Annotated in this window: 21 protein-coding genes; 16 read left to right on the forward strand and 5 right to left on the reverse strand. The window is 46.4% G+C overall.

The annotated features are described in order from the left end of the window. Nucleotides 1–289 precede the first annotated feature (289 nt). The 3 genes from BM613_RS05630 to BM613_RS05640 are packed head-to-tail and all read left to right on the forward strand — an operon-like array spanning nucleotide 290 to nucleotide 3,185. The gene (locus BM613_RS05630; protein ID WP_109430196.1) at nucleotides 290–1,408 is read left to right on the forward strand and encodes a hypothetical protein; all 1,119 of its coding nucleotides are present in this window, start codon (nucleotides 290–292) and stop codon (nucleotides 1,406–1,408) included. 12 nt (nucleotides 1,409–1,420) lie between these two features. After that, complete coding sequence (locus BM613_RS05635; RefSeq protein ID WP_181362914.1) at nucleotides 1,421–2,680, forward strand: beta propeller repeat protein; 1,260 nt, start codon at nucleotides 1,421–1,423, stop codon at nucleotides 2,678–2,680. A gap of 52 nt (nucleotides 2,681–2,732) precedes the next feature. Next, nucleotides 2,733–3,185 carry a DinB family protein gene (locus BM613_RS05640; RefSeq protein ID WP_109430198.1) on the forward strand — a complete coding sequence of 151 codons (453 nt, stop codon included), beginning with the start codon at nucleotides 2,733–2,735 and terminating at the stop codon, nucleotides 3,183–3,185. Between the two features lie 119 nt (nucleotides 3,186–3,304). On the opposite strand, the gene acs is transcribed toward BM613_RS05640, so the two are convergent. After that, a complete protein-coding gene (gene acs / locus BM613_RS05645) occupies nucleotides 3,305–5,257 on the reverse strand; it encodes an acetate--CoA ligase (protein WP_109430199.1) in 1,953 nt (650 codons plus the stop codon). A gap of 175 nt (nucleotides 5,258–5,432) precedes the next feature. Between acs and BM613_RS05650 the strand changes: the two genes are divergently transcribed. The 5 genes from BM613_RS05650 (at nucleotide 5,433) to BM613_RS05670 (ending at nucleotide 10,808) form a co-directional block, all read left to right on the forward strand. Then, on the forward strand, nucleotides 5,433–6,911 hold the full coding sequence (locus tag BM613_RS05650) for a class I SAM-dependent methyltransferase (RefSeq protein WP_109430200.1): 1,479 nt from the start codon (nucleotides 5,433–5,435) through the stop codon (nucleotides 6,909–6,911). A 274-nt stretch (nucleotides 6,912–7,185) separates the two neighbouring features. Beyond that, on the forward strand, nucleotides 7,186–8,016 hold the full coding sequence (locus BM613_RS05655) for an electron transfer flavoprotein subunit beta/FixA family protein (protein ID WP_109430304.1): 831 nt from the start codon (nucleotides 7,186–7,188) through the stop codon (nucleotides 8,014–8,016). Between the two features lie 15 nt (nucleotides 8,017–8,031). Beyond that, a complete protein-coding gene (locus BM613_RS05660) occupies nucleotides 8,032–9,147 on the forward strand; it encodes an electron transfer flavoprotein subunit alpha/FixB family protein (RefSeq protein ID WP_109430201.1) in 1,116 nt (371 codons plus the stop codon). Nucleotides 9,148–9,225: 78 nt separating this feature from the next. Continuing rightward, nucleotides 9,226–10,530: an FAD-dependent oxidoreductase gene (locus tag BM613_RS05665; protein WP_109430202.1), complete on the forward strand. Its 1,305-nt coding sequence runs from the start codon at nucleotides 9,226–9,228 to the stop codon at nucleotides 10,528–10,530. Further along, nucleotides 10,527–10,808, forward strand: coding sequence for a ferredoxin family protein (locus BM613_RS05670; RefSeq protein WP_109430203.1), 282 nt, complete (start codon nucleotides 10,527–10,529; stop codon nucleotides 10,806–10,808). The genes BM613_RS05665 and BM613_RS05670 overlap by 4 nt, the downstream gene beginning before the upstream one ends. 64 nt (nucleotides 10,809–10,872) lie before the next feature. Here BM613_RS05670 and BM613_RS15660 read toward each other — a convergent pair whose 3' ends face one another. Beyond that, the gene (locus BM613_RS15660) at nucleotides 10,873–11,004 is read right to left on the reverse strand and encodes a hypothetical protein (RefSeq protein WP_281267827.1); all 132 of its coding nucleotides are present in this window, start codon (nucleotides 11,002–11,004) and stop codon (nucleotides 10,873–10,875) included. Nucleotides 11,005–11,097: 93 nt separating this feature from the next. Continuing rightward, nucleotides 11,098–12,378 (reverse strand): isocitrate lyase, encoded by a 1,281-nt coding sequence (gene aceA, locus BM613_RS05675; protein ID WP_109430204.1) that lies wholly within the window; start codon nucleotides 12,376–12,378, stop codon nucleotides 11,098–11,100. A gap of 257 nt (nucleotides 12,379–12,635) precedes the next feature. Here aceA and mtnA point away from each other — a divergent pair, with 257 nt between their 5' ends. The 3 genes from mtnA (at nucleotide 12,636) to trxB (ending at nucleotide 15,907) form a co-directional block, all read left to right on the forward strand. Beyond that, nucleotides 12,636–13,661, forward strand: coding sequence for an S-methyl-5-thioribose-1-phosphate isomerase (gene mtnA, locus BM613_RS05680; protein WP_109430305.1), 1,026 nt, complete (start codon nucleotides 12,636–12,638; stop codon nucleotides 13,659–13,661). 45 nt (nucleotides 13,662–13,706) lie between these two features. Beyond that, the gene (locus tag BM613_RS05685) at nucleotides 13,707–14,816 is read left to right on the forward strand and encodes an HD-GYP domain-containing protein (RefSeq protein ID WP_109430205.1); all 1,110 of its coding nucleotides are present in this window, start codon (nucleotides 13,707–13,709) and stop codon (nucleotides 14,814–14,816) included. Nucleotides 14,817–14,947: 131 nt separating this feature from the next. Next, entirely contained in the window at nucleotides 14,948–15,907 is a 960-nt protein-coding gene (gene trxB, locus BM613_RS05690) for a thioredoxin-disulfide reductase (protein ID WP_109430206.1), read from the forward strand. Nucleotides 15,908–16,031: 124 nt separating this feature from the next. Here trxB and BM613_RS05695 read toward each other — a convergent pair whose 3' ends face one another. Continuing rightward, nucleotides 16,032–16,934 carry a 1,4-dihydroxy-2-naphthoate polyprenyltransferase gene (locus tag BM613_RS05695; protein ID WP_245926267.1) on the reverse strand — a complete coding sequence of 301 codons (903 nt, stop codon included), beginning with the start codon at nucleotides 16,932–16,934 and terminating at the stop codon, nucleotides 16,032–16,034. A gap of 165 nt (nucleotides 16,935–17,099) precedes the next feature. Here BM613_RS05695 and menB point away from each other — a divergent pair, with 165 nt between their 5' ends. From menB to menH, 5 genes are read left to right on the forward strand one after another with little or no spacing between them, the layout of a single operon-like run. After that, on the forward strand, nucleotides 17,100–17,918 hold the full coding sequence (gene menB / locus BM613_RS05700) for a 1,4-dihydroxy-2-naphthoyl-CoA synthase (RefSeq protein WP_109430207.1): 819 nt from the start codon (nucleotides 17,100–17,102) through the stop codon (nucleotides 17,916–17,918). 36 nt (nucleotides 17,919–17,954) lie between these two features. Next, nucleotides 17,955–19,460: an o-succinylbenzoate--CoA ligase gene (gene menE / locus BM613_RS05705; RefSeq protein ID WP_109430208.1), complete on the forward strand. Its 1,506-nt coding sequence runs from the start codon at nucleotides 17,955–17,957 to the stop codon at nucleotides 19,458–19,460. Next, the gene (locus tag BM613_RS05710) at nucleotides 19,451–20,899 is read left to right on the forward strand and encodes an isochorismate synthase (RefSeq protein ID WP_109430209.1); all 1,449 of its coding nucleotides are present in this window, start codon (nucleotides 19,451–19,453) and stop codon (nucleotides 20,897–20,899) included. Before menE ends, BM613_RS05710 begins: the two co-directional genes overlap by 10 nt. Before the next feature lie 8 nt (nucleotides 20,900–20,907). Next, a complete protein-coding gene (gene menD, locus BM613_RS05715; protein WP_109430210.1) occupies nucleotides 20,908–22,713 on the forward strand; it encodes a 2-succinyl-5-enolpyruvyl-6-hydroxy-3-cyclohexene-1-carboxylic-acid synthase in 1,806 nt (601 codons plus the stop codon). Further along, nucleotides 22,710–23,549, forward strand: a complete 840-nt coding sequence (gene menH, locus BM613_RS05720) for a 2-succinyl-6-hydroxy-2,4-cyclohexadiene-1-carboxylate synthase (protein ID WP_109430211.1) — start codon at nucleotides 22,710–22,712, stop codon at nucleotides 23,547–23,549. The genes menD and menH overlap by 4 nt, the downstream gene beginning before the upstream one ends. Here menH and cbiB read toward each other — a convergent pair. After that, nucleotides 23,546–24,538, reverse strand: coding sequence for an adenosylcobinamide-phosphate synthase CbiB (gene cbiB, locus BM613_RS05725; RefSeq protein ID WP_109430212.1), 993 nt, complete (start codon nucleotides 24,536–24,538; stop codon nucleotides 23,546–23,548). The genes menH and cbiB overlap by 4 nt on opposite strands. Nucleotides 24,539–24,542 lie beyond the last annotated feature (4 nt).

Genomic DNA, 24,542 nt, shown 5'->3' on the forward strand with positions numbered 1-24,542 from the left:
CCGCCGTATGCGGACCCGCATGTACGGTGGTGTGAGAGGTCGGGGGCTAGCCGCCCCCTCCTACTCGATCATTTTTTAAAAGAACAGCCTTGCTTAGTAGGAAGATTTATTTTCTACATAAAATCGTAATTCTTTGTCCATTTAATTTGCGATTTTGTTATAAATGTTATAAAAATGTTTGAGACACTCTGATGAAAACCCTTAACTTCCTGTCAGGCGCATAGTAAAGTTGATACTATCAGGCCTTGTTCTATAGAGAAGGAGCGACAGGAAGAAGAGGTGAATCAAAATGGGAAGTATGGGGGCGAGTTCGCAACCTATTTCTGGAGTAGCAAAGTTTTATTTACTAATGGAGCAACAGTTTTTTATTCTTCTAGCAGTCATTTCAATCATTCTTACAATTTATGTATTATGGCGAATGGTCGGTGTATCAAATTCATCAGATAAAACCCAAAGGCAAGGGGGAGTATGGTTACAAGAGGCTCAAAGTCATCGGGTACTTCGATTAGGACTCGGGTTTTTGTGGTTGGTTGATGGATTGCTACAGGCTCAACCTGCAATGAGCAATCAATTTATTTCAGGGGTCATTCAGCCGATAAGCTCATCGCAACCAGCGTTTTTAGCCGCTTGGATGGAGTGGGGGAGTCGGATTTGGTCGCAACATCCTTACGCTTATGATTTATTTGCGATGTGGATTCAGGTGGCTATCGGGTTGCTATTGCTATTTGGCGGAATGCGTATGTGGTCTAAGGTGGGACTTGTTTTGTCGCTTGGGTGGGGTCTTATTGTCTGGATTTTTGGCGAGGGATTTGGAGGATTGCTCAGTGGCAGTGCTACCTGGTTGTCTGGAGCTCCTGGATCTGTAGTATTTTATTTGATTGCAGCTGGGTTGTTGCTCCTGCCAAACGAGTGGTGGGAGAGTGCGCGTTTGCGTAGGCCGATGCAACGGCTAATGGGGATTTTTTGGATTCTTTTAGCCCTCCTACAAGCTTGGCCAAGTCAACTTTTTTGGACTGCGAAAGGACTCAGCGGACCAGTGCAAGCGATGGCGAGTATGCCGCAACCGCACATTTTGTCAGAGATTTTGTTTGCATTTGCGAACGCATTGGCAGCTCATCCTGTGATTTGGAATGGACTTTTTGTTCTTATTATGACGACCCTAGGTTTTCTATTTCTCATTCGTTCCGAGTCGCATTATACTTGGTGGCTCGCGTTTGGTTGGTTGTTTGGCACTTGGTTTTTAGGTCAGGATTTCGGTGTGTTAGGGGGACTAGGAACTGATCCGAATTCAGCGCCCCCTTTCGCGCTATTGCTGGTAGCGACTATTATTTTGCAGAAAAAGGGACCTCAAGATACAGATTTGAAAGGTTCATCGCACGTTTTTCAGCAGGGATTTTTTGCACATTGAAAAAGTTTTAAAATGATCAATTTAAAGGAGAATCGCGAAGTGCAAAAACTAGGCAAGAAAAGTCTGAGTAGGTGCGGGTTATATTTGCTTCCCTTACTTAGCGTGCTGTTAACAGGCTGTGCTGCGAATGCTGTGGGTCAAAATCAGAATGGAGCACAAACGACATCGGTGACAGCGCCGATTGCGAAAGCGGTAGTGGCACCTGTATTGACCCCTGGGTTTGCAGTCGTTCACATGGTGACGGCACAGCGTGGTTTTGCACTGTATAATCAACTGCCGTATCAATTGGTGCTCGCCACAGCAAATGGCGGGACAACATGGAGAAATATTACTCCTCAAGGTATGTCTACACGCGGGGGGCTTGCGAGCTCTTTTGTTGATGCGAAGACCGTATGGGTTGCTTTCTATCCCTTTGAGTATCAAAAAAACGCGGCTGTATTAGGAACGAGTGATGGAGGGAAGCAGTGGACGCCGACTGTCTTATCCGGGATGATGACTCGCGATGACACAAGTCCGCTTTCAGCTCTTTCAGCGCAAACAGCATTTTTATTATCTCATTCGCGACTTTTCACAACGCAAGATGGGGGAGTGAACTGGTCTCAAGTTTGTCAGTTTGGATCTTCCAAAGAGGATCCAAAGTTATTTGGAAACAATGGGATTCGTTTTTTCACTCCTTCACTCGGACTTCTTACAGGAGATGGAGAACCTGGAAAAAAAGCGCCGTGGGTCTATTTGACGAGGACTGGGGGGCGCACATGGCAACCCGTTTCAGTGCCTGTTCCGTCAGCATTTACAGGCGCACAGGCACAAACGTTACCACCTTTTTATTTCCATGGTGGAGAAATTGTACTTCCTATTCTTTTTACACAGCACACTATGCGTAATATTGTATTCTTTCGCAGTCAGCTTCCGGTGTCAACACACTCCATTTGGAAAGTTTCTACACCCGTCGTCGTTGATGTTGCTGCTGGAAATACGACCCATGGGGTACCACCGATGAGTTTCCTTTCTTCTCAAACAGGGTTTCTTATCGGGCAACAACATGGAAGAAACCATTTGGAACAACTCCTATATACCGAAAATGGTGGGGAGTCATGGACGCAGCTTTCAGCAAATGGGCTTTTTACAAGTGGTCAGATTACCGAGTTGGATTTTGTTTCTGCGCAAATCGGATATGCGCTTAGGCGGACTTCTAAGCAAACTGAATTGCTGTGGACACAAGATGGAGGGGCAAACTGGGAGATTAAACGTTCATCAGTGGGAAGTCCGTAGCGTCCATCAGGAAGACGGGAAAGCGCTATAATATCTATGGGAGGGATATGATATGGATAAGGAAATGTCAGATTTACTCGTTTTGTATAAAGCTGTACATGCTTCTGTCGATCAAATGGTAGAGGGGTTATCGGAGCAGGAGTGGCTACAAAAACCTCTGCCTAATATGAATAACGTTGCCTCAATCATCGAACACATTACGCTTGTTGAGCAAAGATTTCTCGGTTTTCTAACAGGGAAACCTGAGAATATAGATACAGGAGCACCTTTTAAAACTGACTCTTGGAATGTCGAGAAAATTAAGATGGGGTATTCTGCTGTCGCACAGCAGGTTGAACGTGCATTGAATTCTCTTACATCCGAAGAGTTAGATCAACATGCAGCGAAGCTTGGAATTGGTGACGTTAATAAACGTCAGCTAGTTGCGTATTTAATTGCGCATACGACGCATCATCGCGGACAGATTCCAATTGTAAAAAAGTTGAATGCAACTCTGTCTGCTTAAACATTTCATGCATGTAAAGTAAACACGAAAGAGACCGATTGGCATCTTGTTTCACACAAATCCAATCGGTCTCTTTCGTGGTTAGAAAGATTGCTAGCAAAATGTACTCGAAGAAAAAGCTACTCTTTATCTTGATATTGGGATTTTAATGCTTCAACGACACTTGGATCGGCAAGGGTAGTCGTATCACCAAGTGCTCGTCCTTCCGCAATATCGCGCAAAAGGCGGCGCATGATCTTCGCACTACGTGTTTTTGGCAGTTCCGCGGCAAACAGAATTTCTTCTGGACGAGCCATGGCGCCAATTTTTTCGACTACATGCTGCTTTAATTCGGCGATGAGCGCGTCGGATGTGGATACCCCTTCTTTGACTGTAACAAAGGCGGTGATCGCTTGACCCTTGACTTCATGTGCGCGACCAATCACTGCCGCTTCTGCGACTGCAGGATGATCTACAAGCGCACTTTCAACTTCCATTGTACCGATGCGATGTCCAGAGACGTTAATGACATCATCAATACGACCGAGTATCCAAATATACTGGTCTTCATCTAAATGTGCTCCGTCACCAGGTAAATAGATGCCAGGAAGTTGTCCGAAGTACGTCTTTTGAAACCGCTCATCGTCGCGCCAGACAGTGCGCAACATCGATGGCCATGGTTTTGTGATGACGAGATAGCCTCCGTGGCCTGGAGCAACGGATTGACCATTTTCATCGACAACATCAACACTGATGCCAGGTACAGCTTTTGTTGCAGAACCTGGTTTGGTTGCAAGTAAACCAGGTAATGGAGCGATCATCGCGCATCCTGTCTCCGTTTGCCACCAAGTGTCAACAATAGGGCAACGTCCCCGCCCGACGTATTCGTGATACCACATCCAGGCCTCGGGATTGATAGGTTCACCCACGGTTCCCATCAGGCGCAAGCTAGAAAGATCATGTCCCATGGGAATGTCGTGACCCCATTTCATAAAAGTGCGAATAGAAGTTGGTGCGGTATAGAAAATCGTCACGCCATACTTTTCGATAATTTCCCAAAAGCGATGCCGATTCGGCCAATCAGGTGCACCTTCATACATAACAAGGGTTGTGCCGGCAGAGAGCGGACCATAGACGATATACGTATGTCCGGTAATCCAGCCAATGTCAGCCGTGCACCAGAAAACATCTTCATCTTTAATGTCAAATACGGAACGCATAGAAGTATTAGCTCCGACAAGATAGCCCGCAGTACTATGTACAATACCTTTCGGTTTGCCTGTCGTACCAGAAGTATAGAGAATAAACAGCGTGTCTTCTGCATTCATAGGTTCTGGCGCAAATGGTGTATGCGGCATCGTGGCGATCAACTCATGCCAATAAACGTCTCGGCCTTCTACCATAGATGACTGTGCATTTTCTCCGACGCGTTGCACGACGACAACTTTCTCTACGGAGGTGTCAACGACGGCTTGGTCCGCATTTTGCTTAAGTGGCACTAGTCCTCCTCTACGCCATCCAGCATCTGCTGTAATGAGAATCTTCGCATCCGCATCGACGATTCGATCTTTTAGCGAGGCAGCAGAAAAACCGCCAAATACAACGGTGTGAATCGCCCCCACCTTCGCGCAGGCGAGCATTGCAATGGGCAATTCGGGAATCATAGGTAGATAGATAGCGACGCGATCCCCTTTTTTGACTCCGAGTTGCCGTAACATATGAGCAGCTTTGTCTACTTCGCGCCCGAGCATATCGTAAGTGAACACCTTACTGTCGCCAGGCTCACCTTCCCAAATAATTGCAGCTTTGTTTTTTCGGTTTGTTTCTCGGTGGCGATCGACAGCATTATAGGCGGCATTTAGCGTCCCGTCAGAAAACCACTTTGCGTGTGGAGCTTCCCATTCTAAAATTTTGGAAAATGGCTGTTGCCAAGATAAGTATTGCGCCTGTTGCGCCCAGTAGTGCTCAGGATCCTCAGCAGCACTTTGGTAAATACTTTCATCTTTAAAATTAGCCTGTGCTCGAAATGTTTCGTCAGGAGGGAAAATTCGGTGTTCTCGGAGTAGTGTATCTAGGCGATCTGCTTCAGTCATCGGGTGACCTCCTTCTAATGAATGAAAGAATAACAGGAAACGAAATCGCTTACAGAGATCTTTTCCTTTACTTGAACACAGTATAACACATGTGGTTTTCTTGTACAGCGTTATCCCCTATACTCTACAGTAACAGGACAGGAATTACGAGAGACATCACAAGGGGGAATATGATTTGTTCGCATTTCCAGATCTTTCGATACCCTTGCGCGAATTTTTGCAGCGAGGACTCGTGATTAGTCCATGGTTAGTGGGACTTGATATTCCGAATCGTTTTGATGTAGAGATCTTTGAGTTTTTAGATAGTGAATCGAGATCCTTTGCTGCCGTTTATTGGACAGATGAAGAGCGGATTCGTGCTTTTCAAGACCTTCCTGTCGCCGATCGCCTTGCGCGGACGGCAATCTATGAAATTACCGCGTCTACAGCAGTTTCGCTTGCGCACCAGTGGTTGGGGCAGGTTGCAGTTACTCTTGATCTGGCACGCAAGGCTTTTGAACTGATGGAGCAGTTTGTCAGTGACTATGGCTTTGCAACCCTCATTCAAATCTACTCTATGGTGACAAGTTATGAAAATCAACATGCACTCGAATATTATGGCTGTATTCCAGAGCGTGATTTTGTAACAGGTGCCTGGCACAGGCCGTGGGTAGATTATTCCTTAAGCGATGAGCTATTATTTGGCGTGTTTGTCGGCAACTATCAGATTGTCATGAAAGAGGGCAAACGCTGTGTGCTGATCACTAATCAGGGGCGTAGTATGTTGCGTATGACAGAGAAAATTCTTGAAGAGACGGGTTATTTGGCTACACGGATTCGACAGATTCACATCTCAAGATTCAACTTATACTTTGATTACGATAAAGTGGCGCAAGAAATATGGCCCGATTTTGCAAATTTACGTCAGCGATTTCTGGATTTTGCACATGTTTTGCCAAGGACGACTGTTCTTGAATTGGGATGTGCAGATGGGATTTTTACATTTGAGGGTGGCCTTGCCAAACAAATCGGGCCGGAAGGACAGTTATTTGCAATTGACCCTTCTTCTGGGATGATTGCGCGAGCAGAAACAAAACGGCAAAGACTTTCCGCTAACTGGGTAAGCTTTGTGAAGGCTTCCGCAGAGCAGTTGCCGTTCGCTGACCACACGTTCGATGCTGCCATAGGTATTGGATTCTTACATTTTACAGACATGCCAGTAGCGCTTAAGGAAATCTATCGCGTGACACGAGCTGGAGGCGTTGTAGCGAGTGTCCATCCAACCTATTTTAACCCGTGGGATGTTCCGTTTTTTCGCGAGTGGTTTGAACCTGTGTTGTGCTCGGCTGAAAAGCGCAGTGAAAAATTCCCACGCAGTTATCTAGAACAGCCAGATATCATTATAGAGCGTTTTTTGAATGCAGGATTCGTACATGTAGAGTGGGTTAACTATGGATTTCCTACAAGGTTTTTTGACCCCGTAAAAGTCATTGAGAACTTTATTTTTGGAGTGGGTTGGTTTCAAGAAGAATTGGCGACACTTCCCTGGAAAGCAAGGCAGGATTTGATTTTGGAATTAAAAGAACGAGGACGCCGTGTGTGTGAACAGTTTCCAGAGGAAGTTCGGCTGCTCTTCTTCCCGAATCAAATGGTGAGGGCCAAAAAACCGTTATAAAAGTGATTGAAAGTGAGCAGCCAGCTGAATGTTGGCTGTCTTTTTATTGCTCTATGTGCTTTCTCATTTTTTCAGTTAGTGTATCGAGAGTGTGGTTCATCAGAGTACTGACAATCGCACATTCATTTCTTTTTCATATAGATAGAATGCTATGAGTTGTAAATGTGTATTGCCAAAAAGCGAGAATCAGAGTACGCTAAAAAGAGGATTTTAAAAGTTCGCAATTTTTGTCCTGTTGCATGTGAAAAATGGTGCAAATTATGGGGGTGTGCGTATGCACATAGTAGTCTGTATTAAGCAAGTCCCAGATAGCCGTGAAATCCGTATTGATCCGAACACAAATACACTCGTTCGGCAAGGGGTCCCGGCAATTGTAAATTACTATGACTTGCATGGATTAGAAGAAGCGTTGAGATTTAAGGACGAGGTAGGTGCGCGCGTAACGGTGATTTCCATGGGGCCACCCTCTGCGGAGAAAGCGCTGCGCCAGTGTATTGCGATGGGGGCAGATGAAGCGGTGCTCGTGAGTGATCGCGCGTTTGCAGGTGCCGACACGTTAGCTACGTCCTATGTTGTAGCGCTTACAGTGGAAAAAGTGGCGGAAGAATTTGGACCGGTTGACGTGGTTTTTTGTGGAAAACAGACACTCGATGGCGATACGGGTCAAGTAGGTCCTGGTGTTGCTTGTCGTCTAGACTACGATCAATTGACGTATGTAGAAAAAGTGGTTGATATTAATGAGCAAAGTCGCACCATCACGGTCCATCGTCATTTGGAAGATGGAGTAGAGGTTGTGCAGACGCAGTTGCCGGTTTTGCTTACAGTGTTAGCTGAGTTAAATAAACCGCGACGCGCTAGTTTGCCAGGTGTTTTACGGGCGGCGCGCTACAAGCCGATCGTCTGGTCGACGAATGACTTTTCGAACATCGATCGCACAAAGATTGGGTTAAAAGGATCGCCCACGATTGTTTCAAAGACTTGGGTACCCGAACCGCGCAAAGTCAACACTGAGATGATCGAGGGGCCGACGCCACAAGCTATTGCGGCAGAGGTGACCAAGCGGTTATGGAGTAGTGAAGCTGCGAGTCGGCTTGGATGGTCCTAGTTTGGAGGGATAACGATGAGCGAAACAAAAGAGACAACAGAAGCGTTGACAGAAGGTGCAACTCCAGGGAAAAAACAAGCAGTGTCAAAAGACGTGCTGCCAGGACGAGAATGGTCTGACTATGAGGGGATTCTCATTGTGGTTGAACAAAGGGGAGGGGTCGCAAAGAAAGTTTCTTGGCAGCTACTTGGTGAAGGGCGCAGACTTGCAGATAAATTACACACACATTTGTCTGCACTTGTGATCGGTTCAAATGTCAGTGCACTTGCAAAAGAAGCCATTTATCGCGGGGCGGACAAAGTGTATTTGTGCGATTCCAAAGAATTGGAGAACTATCGCACCAGACCCTATAGCAAAGTATGTTTATCTGTTATTCGCGAATATAAGCCAGAAATCGTTTTGATGGGGGCCACTTATACGGGACGGGATTTGGCTGGCGCCATTGCCACACATCTGCCGACCGGGCTTACCGCGGACTGTACACAGCTCGATGTTGACGAGAATCGATTACTTTTAGCCAGTCGACCAGCATTTTCAGAAAAGATGCTCGCGACTATTCTTTGCAAACAGTATAAACCGCAGATGGCGACTGCTCGGTCGGGGGTATTTCTTGCACTACCACTTGATCCGACACGTACCGGTGAGATTATCTCCGTTTCGCCGCAGATGCCAGAAGAGGAAATTGTGACGCAGGTTCTCGATTTTCTTGAGCAGACGGAACGAGTTAGTTTAGAGGATCAAGAGATCATTGTTGCTGGCGGGCGCGGACTTGGTGGCCCCGAAGGATTTGCGCTACTTCAGGAACTTGCTGATGCGCTTGGGGGTGTCGTAGGCGCTTCGCGCGCAGCAGTGGACGCAGGGTGGATTAGTCATGATCATCAAGTAGGTCAGACAGGTTCCACAGTTCGACCTAAGTTGTATTTTGCGATTGGTATTTCAGGTGCTGTGCAGCACGTCGTGGGCATGCAGAATGCGGATATGATCGTCGCGATTAACAGAGATGCAAACGCGCCCATATTTAAAGTAGCCCACCTTGGGATTGTCGGGGATTTATTCACATTAGTGCCTGCGTTAACGGAGGCGATTAAAGCGCAAAAAGGAAATTCTACTAGTGTACCCATTGCGCTGTAGAAGCACTTGAATGTATATGTGGAAAAGTTGCGAAATGGTTATTTCGGTTGCGCTGGATCTAATGAGGAGAGGATTTTAATGGCGACAGAGCATTTTGATGCGATTGTTGTAGGAGCAGGGCCTGCCGGAAGTGCGGCTGCATACACGATGGCAAAGGCCGGGCTAAGTGTGGTACTCATTGAACGGGGAGAATTCCCTGGCGCAAAAAATATCTTTGGCGGTGTAATCTATCGGAAACAGTTGGAAGATATCATTCCTGAGTTTTGGAAAGAAGCACCATTGGAACGTGAAGTTGTGGAACAACGGCTGTGGTTATTAGGTGATCAATCCGTCGTGACGCTTGGTCATCGCAACGAGGCGTTTAAAGACCCGAATAATTGTTGGACTGGATTGCGTGTTAAATTTGATCAGTGGTTTGCGAGCAAAGCGGAACAAGCAGGTGCTTTAAATATCTACGAGACCGTTGTGACGGAATTGATTCGCGAAGGCAACAAAGTGGTCGGGGTGCGCACGGATCGCGAGGAAGGTGATCTGTACGCGAATGTCGTGGTTGTAGCAGACGGAGTGAACTCTCTGTTGGGCAAGTCTTTAGGCGTCCATCGCGAATGGCAGCCGGATGAAGTATCGCTGGCCGTCAAAGAGGTTATTGCGATGCCAAAAGAAAAAATTATGGATCGTTTTAACCTTGAGGGAAATGAAGGCGTCACCATTGAGTTTGTCGGGAATACATTAGGGATGGCAGGGCTTGGATTTTTATATACGAATCAAGACACACTGTCTTTTGGTGTTGGTGTCATGGTGAGCGACTTAAAGAAAAAACGCGTAAAACCTTACGAATTACTAGAAAGTGTGAAACAACATCCGATGTTGCGGCGTCTTTTGCAAGGCGGTGAAACCAAAGAGTACGCTGGACACTTAATTCCTGAAGGCGGATATCATTCAATTCCACCCCTATCTGGAGATGGTTGGGTAATTTGCGGGGACGCTGCTCAACTCGTAAATTTTGTTCATCGCGAAGGGACGAATCTAGCGATGACTTCGGGTCGCTTTGCGGCCGAGGCGATTATCCAAGCGCATACAAAAGGCGATTTCTCAAGAGTCGGTTTGTCTCTGTATGATCGCCTGGTGCGCGAATCATTCGTGCATAAAGATCTTAAAAAATACAAAGGATTGCATAACTTCTTGCGTGATTCTGATCCCACCCTTATGTTTGATAAGCTTCCGCGAGCACTAAATGATGCGGCATACCAAATGCTTTTAGTCGATGGGGTGCCTAAAGCAGAAAAACAGCGTATGGCCATGAGGGGAATCACGGATGCGGCTGGTGGTTTGATGAATCTTGTCAAACTTGGGGCGCAAGGTTGGAGGGCGATGAACGGATGAGTTCGATTGCGGAAAAATTATACACGATAAGATATAAAGTGGATGAGAACTCGCATTTAGTGATTAAGGATCAAGAGGTTTGTTTGCATTGTGTAACGAAAGAGTGTCAAGATTTTTGTCCGGCTGATGTATATCACTGGGTGGAAAAAGAGCAAATGACGAGCGTTGCCTTTGAAAATTGTATTGAATGTGGAACGTGTCGCATTGGTTGTCCGACATACAATATCCAGTGGGTATATCCCAAAGGCGGACATGGGATTACGTATAAATTTGGCTAAGTACAACTGTTTATGCAAACTGGGCTATGAAGGTTCCTTTATAGCCCAGTTTGCAATTTATAGATTATTCTTCCATCACATCGTTGATGCAGTGATCGCACAATTGATAATACCCTGCATGCATAGCGGTAATCTCTGTGCCACAAACACTGCAAATCTCTGTGGTTTCCGTGTCTTGTTGTTCTTCGAGTGTCATCGTTGAAATCCTCCTTTATGGAATGTATGCCTGATTTCGGTGATGCAATCGATCGTCTAACGCGTGGCGCAGAGGGGATGCTGTTGCATTCATTTAGTTAGCGATGAACTGCTCTTCTTCGGTTGAACCATGCAATGCAGTTGTTGAGGACAAACCGCCAGAGATCGTCTGGGATACTTCGTCAAAATAGCCAGTTCCCACTTCACGTTGATGGCGCGTGGCCGTGTAGCCATATGGCTCGGATGCAAACTCAGCTTGCTGCAATTCTGAATAAGCGGCCATCCCGCGTTCTTTGTAATTGCGGGCTAATTCAAACATGCTGTGGTTAAGTGCATGGAATCCAGCCAAAGTAACGAATTGGAATTTGTATCCCATGCGTCCAATCTGTTCTTGGAAGGTTGCAATTGTTTTTTCATCGAGTTTCTTTCTCCAATTAAATGAAGGAGAGCAATTGTAAGCGAGCAATTTTCCTGGGAATTCTTTATGGATTGCATCTGCAAACTTTTTGGCCTCTTCGAGATTTGGCTCGGAGGTCTCGCACCAGATCAGATCTGCATAAGGGGCGTATGCCAACCCACGTGCGATTGCTGCATCAATCCCACCACGTAGCCGGAAAAACCCTTCGACTGTCCGTTCTCCAGTGAGGAATTCTTGATCTCTTGGATCGATGTCACTCGTGATGAGAAATGCACCATTTGCATCGGTGCGTGCCACGATCAGTGTGGGGACGTTCATTACATCTGCCGCAAGGCGAGCTGCGATCAAGTTGCGAATAGCTTGAGAGGTTGGGATCAACACTTTTCCTCCCATGTGTCCACATTTTTTCTCAGATGCCAGTTGATCCTCAAAGTGTACGGCTGCAGCACCTGCTTCGATCATGGCTTTTGTTAATTCAAAGACATTGAGCGGGCCACCAAATCCAGCTTCTCCATCAGCGACGATAGGGACAAACCAGTCTGTCCCGGAGCGACCTTCTTGCCAGTCGATTTGATCGGCGCGTTGTAACGCTTGATTGATGCGCTTGACGACATGCGGGACACTATTGGCTGGATACAAACTCTGATCAGGGTACATTTGGCCAGATAAGTTGGCATCGGCTGCAACTTGCCAACCACTTAAATAAATGGCCTTTAATCCAGCGCGAACTTGCTGAACAGCTTGGTTGCCTGTGAGTGCTCCTAAAGCTGGAACATAATCTTCTGTGTGCAACAGATGCCAGAGTTTTTCTGCGCCGTTGCGTGCGAGGGTATGCTCAATTGTGAGTGATCCGCGTAAGCGCAAAACATCTTCCGCCGAGTAAGTCCGCGTAATTCCTTTCCAGCGCGGTTGTTCCTCCCAGTTTTTTTCTAAGTTTTCCACTAATTTTTGCAACATAAAATTGTACAGCTCCTCTCCCAAATCCCTATTCAATCCAGGGTCTCTGTATGCTATATATGCTCCGTTTTTGTATCTGTATTATAACACATAAACAAGTTTCTGTGGCAACACTCAAATTTGTCTGAAATGTGACAAAGCTTGGGTTGTGTTGTATGCGTTTACATGAAAAGGGAATGAGCGATGGGGTTCGAATTTCTGGTATGATACATTCAGTATGTTTATGGTCAGAACCTAGAAGGCGGGAAGTGTTTTCGATGGGTGAGGGATTAAGAACGTTGTTGTTTGAAGGGGATCGGCTGAGACTAATTGATCAGACGAAACTTCCAACAGAGTTGCGTTATGTGATGGTCGATGATGAGCAGACGGCCTTTTCTGCAATTCGTTCCATGCAGGTGCGTGGTGCACCAGCGATAGGGATGACAGCTGCTTACGGATTATATCTGGGATTGAAAAAACACGTCGACCTTGATAAGGAAGCCTTTTTTGGTGAACTCAAACGGCAAGCTGAGTTTCTAAAAGGTGCGCGTCCGACGGCTGTGAACTTGGCTTGGGCGATAGAACGGCTCGTTCGGGTAGCGCATGAACAGCGTGCGCAAGGAGTTCGTGCAGTGCTTAACGCATTACGTGAAGAGGCAAAAGCGATACAGCATGAGGATGAGCGAGCATGTCGCACGATGGGAGAGAACTTGCAGGCGTTTATTAAAGATGGAATGGGAATTCTCACCCACTGCAATACAGGAGCGCTCGCCGCAAGTCAGTATGGAACGGCACTTGCAGGATTTTACGTCGCCCATGAGCGCGGTTTAAAGATTCATGTCTATGCGGACGAAACACGACCTTTTTTACAGGGGGCACGCCTAACGGCGTGGGAGTTGCAACAAGCTGGAATTGATGTCACGCTGATTTGTGACAATATGGCAGCGAGTGTGATGGCCTCTCGGAAAATACAGGCTGTGATGGTTGGAGCTGACCGGATTGCGGCCAATGGGGATACTGCCAATAAAATCGGTACTTATCAGGTGGCTATATTAGCAAAATATTTTCAGATTCCCTTTTATATCGTCGCACCTTGGTCGACAATTGACCCGAAGACTACATCTGGAAGAGAAATTCCGATTGAGGAGCGTCCTGCTAAAGAAGTGACTGAATGGGGCGGTGTTCAAATTGCACCTCGTGATGTTCCTGTGTATAACCCTGCGTTTGATGTGACACCGCATGAGTTGATTACAGCGATTGTCACTGAAAAAGGTATTTATTTACCACCCTATCACTTCGCGTGACGAGTGGTTGAAACCGCATAGGTGAAAAAAGGGGGGCTCTTGCGATTGGCTAGACAGATTTCCACCGCTTTGTTACACGAGGGGATGGTGCTTGGGCGCTCCTTGTATGATGGCACGGGGCGGGTATTGCTGCAACAGGGGCAAATGATTCGAGGGAGTTACATCGAAAAAATCAAGCAACAATTTGCAGTTGTTTATATCGAAGATGAATTATCTGAGGGCATTACGTATGAAGAACTTGTACCGCAAGAGGCTCGTGCACAAGTGATTCAGGTACTTCAAGAAAAGTGGAGCGAATGGAAAAGAGAAGGTTCCTCTTTTGATCGCATTGCCATGGGTCAGAGTTTTACAAAAGAATTGCGTAAGCACGTCACTACGCTCCTTGAGGTGCTTGAGCACACGACCATTATTCGTGAGAATTTGGCGGCAGTTGCGAGTTATGATCATGGCACTTATGTTCACTCAATGAATGTTGCAATTTATAGTTTAGTATTGGGGCAAGCGATCGGATTGCCGCATTCGATGTTAATGGACTTGGGAACTGGCGCTATGTTGCACGATATCGGAAAGTTATGGGTTCCTGAAGAAGTATTAAATAAGGCTGGCGCACTGACGCAAAATGAGCGTGAGCTAATTCAAAATCACGCAAAATGGGGGCATGAGGCGCTGTCTCGCCAACATGAATTATCATATCTTGTTGCTCATTGTGCCTATCAACATCACGAGCGAATGGATGGCAGTGGGTATCCGCGGGGATTAAAAGGTGATCAGATTCACATTTTTGGGAAAATCCTTGCTGTAGCCGATGTTTATGATGCAATGGTGATGCATCGTCCTTATCGTGCGGGTATGGTTCCTGCAGAAGTGATGGAATACCTATTTAGTCAGGCAGGGATTGGCTACGATTTGGAACTGGTTTCGATTTTCAGCAAAAAAATTGCACTTTATCCACTGGGGTCGACAGTGACACTAAGTGATGGCACGGCAGGAATTGTCGTTCATATTCACGATCAATTGCCTTTGCGACCCGTTGTGCGCATTTTTCAAGATGCAACTGGTGCTTCTGTCGACCCCTTTGAAATTGATCTGACAAGGCAACTTAACTTAACCATTGCGCAGTCGCAAAATGCGGCAGTCATTGACCTCATTGATTAATGTAAGATGAGCGTGGTCAAAGTCAAGTTGCGTTCATTGGCTGATGAGGTATACTTAATTGGAATTGTTTCGCTTAAAGACAAAGCGTGCACGTTTGTGATTATACATTTAGGAGTAGAGGTGATCTGTCTATGGAAAAGCATCGTGTGATGATACTTGGAACAGGGCCGGCAGGGCTTACGGCTGCAATCTATGCTGCAAGGGCAAATCTAGAGCCGCTTGTCGTAGAAGGGAACGAACCAGGCGGGCAATTGACGCTGACTACAGAGATTGAAAACTTTCCCGGTTTTGAAGAGGGAATCATGGGGCCGCAGCTAATGGATCAGATGCGGCGACAAGCTGAGCGCTTTGGCGCAAAGTTTTACACAGGATATGTAACAGGGGTAGATCTAAGCAAACGCCCGTTTACAGTTACAGTGAATGACGAGGAACAATTTGAGGCAGAAGCATTGATTATTTCAACGGGTGCATCAGCAAAATTGCTTGGCATCAAAGGTGAATCAGAGATGATCGGTCACGGGGTGTCGACATGTGCTACCTGTGATGGGTTCTTCTTTCGTGGAAAACGGATTATTGTTGTAGGCGGCGGAGATTCGGCGATGGAAGAAGCGACATTTTTGGCGAAATTTGCATCAGAAGTAACGATTGTGCATAGGCGCGATACGCTTCGCGCTTCAAAAGTCATGCAAGAACGCGCGCGCAGCAATCCCAAGATTAAATGGGAGCTAAACGCCACACCAACTGCAGTCATCTCAGACGGTAGAAAGGTCAATGGGCTCGAAGTAAAGGATTCCAAAACTGGTGAAGTGCGCGTGATTGAGACAGAAGGAATTTTTGTGGCGATTGGTCATTCCCCGAATACGTCCTTTTTAAACGGCCAATTAGATGTAGACGCAGTCGGCTATATCAAAACCAAGGGCGTTTCTACAGCGACCAATGTGCCGGGCGTGTTTGCTTGCGGAGATGTGGCGGATGCACATTATAGACAAGCGATTACTGCGGCTGGGTCAGGTTGTAAGGCAGCAATGGACGTAGAGAAGTTTCTTGAGGGAGCTAGTGTTTTAGATTGGACTGCGATTGCTGAACACTAAGAAAGGCAGTATAGAGTAAGCAAGCTCTCGCTCAAAAAGACGGAGATTCTAAGAAGGATCAGAGAATCTCCGTCTTTTTGCGTGCGAAGTAAAAACGCATTTATAGAAGGCGGCACAAGGATTTCTAGAGCGGCAAAAACGCGCCGGCAAGAAGTCCTAGGAAGAGTAAAATACCAAAGCGAATCAGGGTGAACGAGGTCGATGTAAACGCGCGTTGAAGTTCCGATGGATTGGTTGCGCGGCGAAACATCGCGCCAATGCGCGCGCTAAAAGGATAAGCGAGCAGGGTGAGCAAACTAAAAGGTGTGAGCAACTGAACTACGACAAGAATTGCGATGATCAAATAGGAAAGCACAAAAACTCCTTGTAATAACATGATCGCTCGCTCTTTACCAAGAATCACTGGCAGTGTTTTGCGCCCACCTGGAAGGTCGTGCTCGACATCGCGAATATTGTTTGCGAGTAGAATCGCACCAATTAAGAGCCCGATCGGGAGAGAGGCAACAACCGCTGTGAGTGATAAGTGGGACGTTTGGATATAGTAGCTAATGAGAATGATGACAGGGCCCATGAGGATGCCGGCCGTAACCTCGCCAAATGGTGTGTAAGAAATTGGATGTGGTCCACTTGAATATAAGTACATAAAAATCATACTAAGAGTTCCGGCGACTGCAACCCACCAAGACGTGTTCGCCGCAATATATGCGCCTAATCCTAAAGAGATGAATAGTGTGGCAAAAAAAATGATGAGCACAGTATGTGGTGATACACCATCGCGGACAATGGTTCCCGCGATGCCAACCATGTCTTTGTTATCAAGCCCGCGCGCGTAGTCGGCATACTCATTAATCATATTTGCCGCAGCTTGAATCAATACCGCAGCGAGCAACATTGCGAGGAAGAGATCAAAGTGCAACGCAGCGTGCTGCAAAGCGAGGCCCGTTCCAACAAGGACTGGTGTCACAGAAGCAGTCAGCGTCGGTGGACGCATAAGTCGCCATAAAATAGCTAACCAATTAGAAGGCACAAGACAACCTACTTTCCTGTGAAATCGAAGATACGATAACACGTCTTGCGTAACGGTTCAAGTGATGGCGCAATTCGTTAACTTGGCACAGACTCACCAGTCTGTTATACTTGCGACTTAGAGACTGATGGGTCTGTTATTTTGAAGCGACAGGAGTTGTTTTTAATGTCTATTTTTTGGGAAAAAGTTTGTGACTATGAAGACATCATCTATGAAAAAGCACAGGGAATCGCGAAAATTACGATCAATCGACCGGAAGTGAGAAATGCCTTTCGGCCTAAGACGGTTACTGAATTAATTGATGCCTTCGCACGTGTTCGTGACGATGCGGAAGTGGGAGTAGTTATTTTTACAGGCCAGGGAGAGCAAGCGTTTTGTTCAGGTGGTGACCAGCGTGTGCGCGGGCAAGGAGGTTATGTGGGGGATGATAAGATTCCGCGCTTAAATGTGTTAGATTTACAGCGGCAAATTCGACTTCTCCCCAAAGTCGTCATTGCAGCAGTGGCAGGGTATGCGATAGGCGGGGGACATGTGTTGCATCTCGTTTGTGATTTGACAATTGCCGCTGACAATGCCGTATTTGGACAAACTGGGCCGCGCGTTGGCAGTTTTGATGCAGGGTATGGGACGGGACTTATGGCACGCACGATCGGTATGAAACGGGCAAAAGAAATTTGGTTTTTATGCCGCCAATATTCCGCGCAGGAAGCGTATGACATGGGACTTGTCAATAAGGTTGTACCGCTTGCTCAGTTACAGCAAGAAGCCATTGACTGGGCGCAAGAAATTTTAGCGAAAAGCCCAATGGCCATTCGCTTTTTAAAGGCTTCTTTCAATGTTGACACGGATGGATTGGCTGGACTTCAACAGATGGCGGGAGATGCCACGATGATGTACTACATGACAGAAGAAGCGCACGAGGGGAAGAATGCATTCTTAGAGAAGCGCAACCCAGACTTCTCAAAGTTTCCTCGATTGCCATAAAAGGGTAAACCTGAGGGTGGCAAGGAGTTGTGGGAAATGAGCGGAGCATATGGAGCGAATTTGTTGAGTTCGCGAGTGCCAGATTGGTTGTCACGTCAGCGTCATTCTGAACAGTTAGCGATCGCCTTTGAAAATGAAACGTGGAGTTATAAAAAACTCTATGAGCGAGTTGGTCGATTAGCTGGATTTTTTGCTGCGCACGGTGTACAAAAAGGCGATCGAGTAGCCTTGCTCGCTCGCCATGGGCTTGTATTTGCAGCATCAGTTCATAGCTTTATCCAACTGGAGGCCGTTTTGGTTCCACTTAATACGCGGCTCGCAGCAGAAGAATTGGCTTGGCAAATTCAAGATGCTGGAATTCGGCTGCTTGTCTATGATGATGAGCATCGTTCATTGGCTATGCGTGCACTAGCAATTTGCCGGACAAATGGCGTTGCATTACTCAGTCCGATTGAGTTAGACGGTGTGCACTGGGACGAGCAAGTTGAGCCCATTTATCATGATGCGATTGAACTTTCAGCGATTCAATGCATGATTTATACGTCAGGGACGACCGGTCGCCCAAAGGCAGCACGCATTTCTTATGGCAATCACCTCTTTGGTGCACTTGGTTCTGCTTTGCGTTTGGGAGTTCAAGCGAACGATCGCTGGCTTACACCACTTCCCCTGTTTCATGTGGGGGGGCAATCGGTCTTGTTGCGTAGTGTCATTTATGGAACGGCGGCTCTTATACAAGCTAAATTTGATCCGTTGCAAGTGAACAGCGCCATCTACAACAAAGGGGCGACACTTGTTTCTGTCGTCCCGGCAATGCTTTTTCGCATGCTTGCAGAACAAGAAATGCCGTATCCATCGACTTTACGCAATGTATTACTTGGGGGTGGACCTGCCCCTCGCACATTACTTGAAACCTGTTTAGCAAAAGGTGTACCAGTATCACAAAGCTATGGTTTGACAGAAGCGAATTCACAAGTGGCAACTCTCAGCCTGAATGAGAGTTTGCGAAAATTAGGTTCTTCTGGGCAAGCGCTTGCGTTTACGGAAATTTGTATTATGGGGAAAGACGGGCCCCTCCCGCCTTATCAGGAAGGGGAGATAGCTTTGCGCGGGCCGACTATTTTTGCTGGGTATGACCATAATCCTGTCGCCAATGAACAAGCATTTCGCGATGGCTGGTTCTATACTGGGGATATTGGCTATGTCGATGACGAGGAGTATCTTTATGTCCTCGATCGCCGAGCAGATTTGATTCTGTCAGGCGGTGAGAATGTCTATCCAGCAGAAGTGGAGGCTGTTTTGTTGGCGCATCAGGACATTCTTGAAGCGGGGGTTTCGGGAATGTCAGATGAGCATTTCGGACAGGTTCCGTTTGCAGCAATTAAAGTTAAACCGGGGAGTGTGGTAGATCCTGCAGAAGTACAAGCTTTTTGTCGAGAACGTCTAGCAGGATATAAAGTACCACGCAAAATTGTGATTGTAGATGAATTGCCACGCAATGCTTCAGGTAAATTGTTGCGAAGGGAGCTTTCTAAGTGGTTGTGAGTCAGCAACGCACAGATCTCGTTGAGAAAGTACTAGAAGATGGGCAATTTCAAGCGCAATTGGCAAACGCGATCGAGCAGGCTAAAGAGGAAAATACAACACGCATTGCCTGTATTGCTCTCAAATGGCAGGGATCATTAGACTTTGTAGATCTGTTTGAACGCAACCCGCTCATGGTAAAGATGCAAGTTTTTTGGCGTGACGGAGATTTACCGTCTGGTAAATCTTTGGCGATCGGAGAGGCCGTGTCCTTTCAGGCGCAAGCGGCAAATGTATTTGATGAGGCGCGCTCATTATGGCGAAATACAGTTGCTCAGTTTGTGGGAAATGGGAGTAAATGGGTTCGTTTTTTTTGTGGACAGGCGTTTGATCCAGAGACAGAGCGCGATGTTGTTTGGAAAGAATGGCCTGCTGGGCTGATGTTTTTGCCGAGATACTTATTTATAGAAGAGGAACTTGGAATTCGTCTTGTGATCTCACTCGAAGTCACAAAGGAGTTAGATCTAGCGTCTGCTGTTCATGCAATTCGCGCGGAATTGCAGCGTCTTAGTGATCCGCTCGAGCGAGTAGAGCGCGATTTCCAAGAGCCTTTAACTTTTGCGCAGAGCAGTGCGGCTGATTTAGAGACTGTGGAAAGTGATTCTTTACAATGGAAAAAAGCAGTTGCTCACGTTGTGCAAAAGATTGCACGCAAAGAATTTGCTAAAGTCGTACTCGCTCGTCGCAGGGTATGGCGTGCAAAAGAGCAGATTTCCTCGGCGACAGTGCTGAGAAACTTACTCACACGTTATGAAACCGGTGTGGTCTTTGCTCTTCAATATGTGGATCAAGTATTTGTAGGAGCCTCGCCAGAGCGCCTAGTCCAAAGTTTTAAGCAGCATGTGCACATTGATTGTCTTGCTGGGACGACAGCGCGTGATCAAGATTTAGAAAGTGATGCGCAAGCGGCAACACAACTGCTTGCGAGTCAGAAAGACCGCTCTGAGCACGCACATGTTTTGCGTGGAATTCTCCAAGATGTACAAGACGTTGTCGGTGATCTCTCCTATCCGGATGCTCCAAAACTTCGCTCATTAACGAATGTGCATCATCTGTATACGCCGATTGAGGGATACAGGCTCGATGGGACCACTATTCTTGACCTTGTTGCACGCTTGCACCCGACTCCCGCAGTTGCTGGGTTGCCTAAGCATGCGGCAATGATGGAGATTAGGGTACAAGAGCAGATGGATCGCGGATTTTATGCAGGGCCCATCGGTTGGCTTGATGCACAGGGAGATGGAGCTTTTAATGTGGCTCTTCGCTGTGGGTTGCTCTGTGGGCGTGATGCTGTGCTTTATGCTGGGGCCGGAATAGTTGAAGACTCTAATCCTTGGGCAGAGTGGGCAGAAACGGAGTGGAAATTACAGCCTATGCAAACCGCACTCAGCGAGGAGTGAAAATAGTTATGACAGTAAATCCTCATTTAGAAGTGGTGCACGTTTTTGTTGCCGCACTAGAACAACTTGGCGTGCGTCATGTTTGTATTTCTCCTGGTTCGAGGTCAACTCCGTTGACGATTGCTTTTGCGCGTCATCCGGGATTTAAGGTTTGGACATTACTGGATGAGCGTTCAGCCGCTTATTTTGCACTTGGATTAGCACAACAAACAAGACAACCGGTTGTTCTTTTGTGTACTTCTGGAACGGCAGCAGCAAATTATCTTCCAGCTGTCGTTGAGGCGCGTTTCAGTCGGGTTCCACTGCTTGTTTTCACGGCGGATCGCCCCAAAGAGTTGCGTGCAGTAGGTGCAAATCAAACGATTGATCAAGTCAACTTGTACGGATCGCACGTAAAATGGAGTCTTGAAATGCCAACGCCAGATGGCACAGCCGAACTATTGCCCCATGCACGCCAAATGGCAGTGCGTTTAGTCACAAATGCACTTAGTGCACCGCAAGGTCCCGTACATTTGAATTGGCCCTTTCGCGAACCGTTGTTGCCTCCACAGAAACGAGACGTTGAGTCAGAGTTTATTGAACACGTGCTGCCTATGTCTGTCGCTATTGCACGTAAACAATTCACGGAATTGGAATTACAAAATTTAGCTGACATAATCAATCGTATAGAACGAGTTCTATTCATTGTCGGCCCGCAGTTTGATCAGAACCTTGCAGAGCCTTTATTACAGATAGCGCTCAAATTAAAAATTCCCATTCTTGCAGATCCGCTCTCGCAATTGCGGGCAGTAGCACAAACATCCGATTTACAGTATATCATTGATCACTACGATTCACTCTTGCGTCATCAAGAACTTGTGGAGGCCAAATTTTTGACACAGTGGAAACCAGAACTTGTGATTCGACTCGGTCAAATGCCTGTCTCGAAAGTACTTGGCGCATATTTAGCAAAGTTGCGCGGTGTGCGGCAACTTGCCATTGACGATGCGTCCGAGTGGCGCGATCCTATATTTGGAGCAACAGATGTATGGCAGACCGACCCTGTCTTATTGTTGCAAGCGCTCAATCGCATAGTGCCAGAGCGGGAAGAATCTTTATTTGCGGCAAATTGGCGGGCGCTAAATGAGCAGATTGCAGATTGTCAACGTAAGGCAATTGATGCGATTGAGGGACAAATGAGAGATCAGTTTTCGCGAGAGCAAACTTTTGCAATGCCGTCTCTTCTTTTTGAAGGTCGTATTTTTCTTGAATTGGCGCATCTTCTGCCACCTCATACAACGCTATATGTCGGCAATAGTATGCCCGTGCGCGATTTGGATTCGTTTTTTGGCAAGATCAATAAACCTATGTTTATTCTTGGCAATCGTGGGGCGAGTGGAATTGATGGAGTCGTTTCGAGTGCATTAGGTGCAAGTGCAGGTCATACGAACGGTCCTACTGTACTCGTGATCGGGGACATTTCTTTTTTTCATGATCTAAACGGTTTGTTGGCAGCCAAACAATATCGAATCGACCTGACGGTTATTTTGGTTCACAATGACGGGGGTGGAATTTTTTCCTTTTTGCCACAGGCGACACAAGATGATGTCTTTCCCTACTTTGAAACGCCTCATGGGTTAGAATTTCAATCCGTTATCACGATGTATCAAGGCGTATACAAACAGATTTCAGATTGGGAGACATTTCGTCGGGAAATGACAAGGTCGATAGCGGAAGGTGGTTTACGCGTTTTAGAATTACGCACGAATCGAGAACTGAATGTTCTGATGCATCGCAAAGTATTTCAGACGTGCCGGGAGGAACTTCTCCCATGATCGAATCGAAAAGAATCACAGTGCGTGGGGTGAGTTATCATTTATGGAATTGGGCATGCAGTAACTCTGCTCCAAAACGCACACCGATTGTTTTTTTGCACGGATTTGCGGGTACAGGGGAAGATTTCTTGTTTTTGCATAGCGCAGAGAGGCTTATGCAGCGTTGCTGTATAGCAATTGATGCGTTAGGGCATGGCGGGACTGATGTGCCTAAGGATCCACGCCGTTATGGAATTGAACAGGTTATCCTTGATCTTGATGCACTCTTTACAGCATTGCAAATTCCACAAATTCATCTCGTCGGCTACTCCATGGGAGGGCGTATGGCGCTAGCTTATGCACTTAATTTTCCTCAAAGGATAAAGAAGCTAGTGTTGGAGAGTGCATCACCAGGACTTAAGACGGCAGTGGAGCGAGCACAACGAAAACGTCAGGATGAAGAGCTCGCAAAGCGTATTGTAGAAAAAGGGATCCATGCATTTGTGGATAATTGGGAAACTAATCCTCTTTTTGCATCGCAACGTCAGGTTTCAATTGAACGCTTAGATCATCAGAGAAAAATGCGACTCTCCCAAATCCCTGAAGGGTTGTCGCGTAGTTTATTAGGAGTCGGAACGGGTGTACAGCCAAGTTATTGGGATAAAATTGAGAATCTAAGCACTTCAGCGCTTCTATTGTCTGGAGAAATTGATATGAAATTTACAAATATTGCGCGGGAAATGAAAGAAAGAATGCAAACAGCTGAACATCGTGTAATCGCAAATGCTGGGCATAATATACACTTGGAAAACCCGGATGGATATATTAAGAATATAAGTGAGTTTTTGCTTGATTAGAATATGATCCCGATCAAGCAAATAAAAGTTAAAACAATCACAATTCCCCATAAAATGCGTATTGCACGAAGGATGGTAAATTGTGATAGTGGCAAGATGGAATCTCCTAAATAGGCTCGAAAGTGTATAGTTCCATGATAACGATTTTCGCCACCGAGTCGAACACCTAACAGAGTTGCACATGCACTTTCTGGAATGCCGCTGTTTGGGCTAGGGTGTTTTTTTGCATCACGTCTTACCACATGTATGATCCGCGCAGGATTCGTGTGAAAGAATGGTCCGAGTATAGCGAAAAGAAACAATGACAAGCGTGCGGGTATGTAATTTAATACATCATCTGTCCGCGCTGGAATCAATCCAAAATCGATGTAACGATCATTTTTATATCCAAACAGCGAGTCTAGCGTATTGGCAGCGCGATAAGTGAGTGCGAGTGGGGCTCCGCCAATTATTGCAAAAAATAGTGGGGCTATGACTGCATCTACAAGATTCTCAGCAATCGTTTCGACGGTGGCGCGTACTAAATCCGGTTCATCTAAGTGTTCAGTTTCTCGACTTACGATATATCCAGTATATTTTCTAGCTTCGATGAGGTTCCCCTGCTGCAATGGACGTAACACGCGTTTTCCCGCTTGATCTAATCCTTTGGCTGCGATGGTCGTTGAAATGAGCCAGATGTTAAGGATGTCGCCTAGCCATGGGCTGAAATGATTAACTGCTAAAATAAGGATTGCGGTAAGACTGTATGTACTAAATAACACAATGCCTGTCAAAAGACCGCCGCGCCATACTTTTATATTTTTATATGGACTGTCTATATACAGCCATTGTTCTAAAATGTAAGCAAAGCGTGCAATAAGGACGACGGGATGAGTCAAAAATTGCGGATCGCCTATAATGACATCGAAAAGGAGTCCGCAAAGCGCCATTAAAAAATGCGACGAAATCAGGGTATGCATCGTATATGTCCCATAAAAAGGCGCAGACATATGT

It is taken from the genome of Sulfoacidibacillus thermotolerans (genome assembly GCF_003144315.1).
Lineage (GTDB): Bacteria > Bacillota > Bacilli > Alicyclobacillales > SLC66 > Sulfoacidibacillus > Sulfoacidibacillus thermotolerans.